The following is a 4,596-nucleotide window of genomic DNA, read 5'->3' as shown; positions in this document are numbered from 1 at the left end:
ATTCCTGTTTTACAGGCTCTGTCCACATCAATTTTGCTGTATAAGTATTACGGGCATTATAATTCAGGCGCGTATTGGTTTTATCGTTCATAGCATCCAGATAGTCATAATTGCCAATCACTGTGAAACCATTGCCCAAATCATGCTTGATTTCAAACTCAACGCCCTCAGAAGAAGATTTTTCGATATTCATATATTGATAATTAGGCGCTAAGCTGTAATCCATTGCAATGGCATCAGTCTTTTTATTTTTAAAATATGTCAATTTAACGGCAGTATCAGTGTCAAATTCCTGTTCATATGACAACTCATAGCCTTTTGATTTTTCAGGGCGCAGATTAGGATTAGAATAAGTACCGTATAATTCGGAAATAGACGGCGCTCTATAACCTTCGCCATAATTAGCTTTAAACCTGGTGGTATCAGTAAATGAATAAGTTGCACCGATATTAGGCGAAGTTTCGTTTCCAAAGCTGTCATGATGATCATATCTGATAGCAGGAATAAGCAAAAGTTTCTCCCCTATTTTCAACTCATCATGTACAAATAATGAATACTGATCGGAACTTTCATCAATACTGCTGTCCTTCCGGCTGTCCGTTCTGAATTCACCGCCAAAGGTCAGCCGGTTACTGTCATTTAACTTGATCGTGTCACGAGCTTCAATATTCCAAAAGTTAAACTTGGAACTGCCGACACTGTTCGCAACCATGGCACTAGTTACATCTTTCTTCAATTCGCCATAAGTAGCACTCACCATATAATTACTGTTGGCATTTGCTCCGTTATAAGTCAGGCTGGCACTTTTTCTGTCAACATTATATATCCCCAGATAAGAAAAAGGTCCGCTGGCACTGGTAAACTTTTTAAACTGCTGATTTGTATTTTCATAGTCCAGATATAAATTTAAGCTGTTGTTTTGATCCATCTTATAATCTACATCCAGGCTGTAATTTTGGGTAGGCCCAAAATACTTGCTCATATTGGCGTCATCCCATTTAAAATAACGGACTTTAGTAAAATTGGCATCAAATGCCGCGCTCATCTTTCCATCTTTGCCGCTGTCAAAATGGTAATAATTACTCATTTCACGGCTATTTGCCGCCACTCCCACAGTCATTGATCTGTTTTCAGGCTTTTGAGTGATGATATTGATAACGCCGGCAGAAGCTTCCGAGCCGTATAAGGCCCCGGCCGGTCCGCGCAGCACTTCAATTCGTTCTATATTGTTCACATTTAACCGCGACAACACATAAGTATTAGTAGAAACCTGTCCATATCCTTCACCGGGAATACGACGTCCATTAAGAAGTACCAGCACATCATTTTTGCCGCTGCCTCTGATGCCCAAAGTATGCCCTACTCCAGCCGCTTCAGGGATCTCAACATTAGTTGCAGTGCGCAAAGCATCTATAACATTGGTCGCACCGATATTCTGAATATCCTTTTTAGTTATGACTTCCACGCTTTGAGGAACTTCTTTTCTGTTAAGTTCGGTACGAGTAGCAGTCACCACATATTCATCTAAAGTAAATTTATGCTGCTCTTCGGCATAGGTCTCTGTGCCCCCCAGATGACATTCGTACCAATCAGTACGGTCATCAGTATTTTCCCGTTTAAAAACCTCTTATTTTTTATTTTCACCATACTACCCTTCCTTTGCTCATTGTTCTTTTGCTACTCTTGGAAAATAAATAATATATTCGCCGTCACTTTTATCGCTGGCATAAGTTTTCATATAGTTTTTATCTTCCGGCAGATCCTTAGGCGTAATCACGCCTACTTTTAAAGCCGGATTCAACGCTTCCAGTTTTTCGACAGTACCTAAATGCCCATCAGAATGGAAACAACCGTTAACGTGAAAAATTACTTTATCCTGGTTATTTTGCCAATAATAAAAAATACTTTCTGCCATCTTGTCATCTTTTATGCATTGAGCGGCAAACACCTGATCTATCCGCGCCTGTGGAATTCGCATCGGCGTCTGTCCCTTAGTCATATAAGCAGTAAACTTCTCTTTATATTTTCCTGCTGGCGCATAGGTCCTGACAGGTAAATATTGCTTATCCTGCTCTTCTACATCTTCTAAAGTTCCCCCTTTCGCCAGCCTGGAGGCTAAAAAGCGCGGTATATTGCTGGCAATAACAGGTAAGTTATGTTCCCTGGCAAACTCTACCAACTGACGATAATCAGTTTTATATCTGGGCCAGGGACGTGACTTGCCCAGAAAATCCTCTTCAGAAATTTTACCTGCTAAATATTCGTCCAAAACAGATTTGTTATCAGCCTCAAACATCTCCAGTGACAGAACCAGCTTATCACCATGAATAGTATATAGTTGCTGCAGCAGTTCATATTCCAGCTCATGCAGCACATCCTGATCATGAAATTCACCAAAAAATAATACATCATAATCAACAAGGCCCTCAGCCATTTTCGTAAGTGTTATCGGCTTGTTGTCTGCTGCAGAAATAATCACAGTATCTTTTACTGTTGGTAATGCGGCATGTGCCGATTCTGCCATACTCATGATCAGACACATGCATAAAAATTTAAAAAACTTTTTCACCTTAACTCCCCCTAAAATTTTACTGTCACAAATACTAAACCAACAGCAGCATCGACCTCCTTTTCATTATAAAAATCTAGTATAGAATCTTTTCGCCCTCTGGCTTGCCAATATTTCGCCGGGGCAGCAAGATTTTTACAACTTATTTTATTTAGTTAGCTCCACCTAACCTCCACCCTTTAAATATCCCCTCAAGTATTAATCTTGAGGGGATATTTAAGTTTTTATTAAGCTAAAGTCTGATAATATGCTTCGACAGTTTCCAGTAAAAAATCTGTACCCTTTTCACCAAGCAAAGGCAAATGCGTTGCAATCTGAGCACCCTCAATAAAAGGCGCGCTCACTCGCAATACAACATTGCTGCTGTCGCAAAGCCTGTTTGAAACATCGTCTGCCAGGACAAGCGTCTGCCGCAAATTTTTCAATATGTCAATTTTCTCTTTTTCTACAGCAAAATATTGAATATCCGGCTCTGCTTCTATAATGCTTTTTAAAGAATGACTGCATACCTTATGCTTAACATTGATGCCTACAGATCGGAGAAACGCACTTAACCCTTTCACCAGGTCATATTCTCCCAGTACAGCTGCCTGAGGCATCTTTTTGCGCCCCATCATCATGGCATACATCTTCAAAGAAGCTGCATTCCCGGCTTTCAGACGTAATCTGGCGCATAGCTTACTGTCCGGGGCCTGCCCTAAAACTTTGCCCACTTCTTCCAACCAGGCTAAAGTTGCGGCATACCCATAAGGAGCACTGAAAACAAAAGGCACAGCAAATTTATTTTTCAGCAGGTCGGCCGCCGGCAAGCCTTCCTGCCGCATTACCAAATTGATTTCGGCTGCGCCAATATCGCCTATCTCAGCCACAGAAGTTTCGTGACACAAACAGGTATGCATTTCATAGCCAAAGGCTTCACGCATCAGATTCTGCAGCTCCCAAACATCCGATGCGGCACGATAACTGCCCATGGAAGCGCCGATAATATTATAGGTTTTCTTTTGCAAAGCCTGATCTTTATGCGGAAGATTATTGACCAGCAATTTATAAACCTCAGTCAGCCCTACGCTGTAATCGCCCCTAAAGCCGCCCTGCTCAAAGGCAACCAGCTTCGCTTTCACCTCCTGCTGCATATAATTGCAAACGCCTTTAATGTCCGTTCCAATAACCGCAGAAATAGACGATGCCACAACAAAAATAACTTTAGGTTCATAGCTTTTATCCAGCTCGATAATGGCTTCTTCCAAACGGGTAACGTCCCCCATCACCACATCATCCTCATTCATATGTGTTGTAAACAACCGCTGCTGACATTCTACACCCAGCGCACCATAAAGCCCCATACTGAAATGAGTTGTCCCGGCCGGGCCATATTCAAGAATAATGCTGTCTTTTACGCTGAGCAGGCTCCAAATGATCCCCATTCGATCTGAGGGAACAGGCAAGTATCTGCACAAACTCATATGCCCAGCTCCCTTCTATATTCTTTTGCTTCCCTCACAGCCTTGACTAACTGCTGCAGCAAATACCCGGTAACTTCAAAACCAAGCATACCGCCGGCCCTGTCGCTGTGGACAATAGCCATACCTTTTTGACGCAGTCTGCTCGCAAATTCATGTCCCAGATACAAATAAGGAGACAATACATCATAGACATATTGCAGAGGCGCGATATTAGCTGCTTTGCAAACATAAGGATCTGTATATTGCAGCATTTTCCTTGCATACTCCTCATCTGCGGCGGTATATCTGTTCGTTTGGATCACCTGCGGCACCATGCCAAGAGAACTCAGAAAACAGTTCATTTCAAAAACTGCATACGGCGTATTTCCGTAAATATAAGTAATACCAGCCAGTTCGCTCTTAGTTTTTTCAATTTCTGCTCTTATGTTTTGATAAAGCACCTCCAATTCTTCAGGAGGCTCTAGCTCTAAATAGCCAAAAAGATTTTTATAGGCTTCATAGATTTTTTCAGGAATGACGAATTTATTGAAATAAACATACGGCGTTCCAAATTTTTCCTGCATC

General features: G+C 41.6%; 4 protein-coding genes. All 4 read right to left on the bottom strand.

The annotated features are described in order from the left end of the window. Positions 1-1,465, bottom strand: a 1,465-nt coding sequence (locus Q4G98_RS12360) for a TonB-dependent siderophore receptor (protein ID WP_301962013.1), incomplete at its 3' end; no start/stop codon positions are given. 198 nt (positions 1,466-1,663) lie between these two features. Next, positions 1,664-2,569 carry a ChaN family lipoprotein gene (locus tag Q4G98_RS12355; RefSeq protein WP_298563682.1) on the bottom strand — a complete coding sequence of 302 codons (906 nt, stop codon included), beginning with the start codon at positions 2,567-2,569 and terminating at the stop codon, positions 1,664-1,666. A gap of 227 nt (positions 2,570-2,796) precedes the next feature. Continuing rightward, positions 2,797-4,032 (bottom strand): nitrogenase component 1, encoded by a 1,236-nt coding sequence (locus tag Q4G98_RS12350; RefSeq protein ID WP_298563679.1) that lies wholly within the window; start codon positions 4,030-4,032, stop codon positions 2,797-2,799. Further along, positions 4,029-4,596 (bottom strand): nitrogenase component 1 (locus tag Q4G98_RS12345; RefSeq protein WP_301962012.1); only part of this gene is annotated, 568 nt, incomplete at its 5' end. The genes Q4G98_RS12345 and Q4G98_RS12350, both read right to left, overlap by 4 nt.

The organism is uncultured Phascolarctobacterium sp. (assembly GCF_958349595.1).
GTDB lineage: Bacteria > Bacillota > Negativicutes > Acidaminococcales > Acidaminococcaceae > Phascolarctobacterium.
This window is presented reverse-complemented; position numbering and strand designations above follow the sequence as displayed.

Coding starts and splice junctions, on each gene's coding strand:
- Q4G98_RS12350 (WP_298563679.1), bottom strand. CDS start 4,032: ATGAGTTTGTGCAGATACTTGCCTGTTCCCTCAGATCGAATGGGGATC.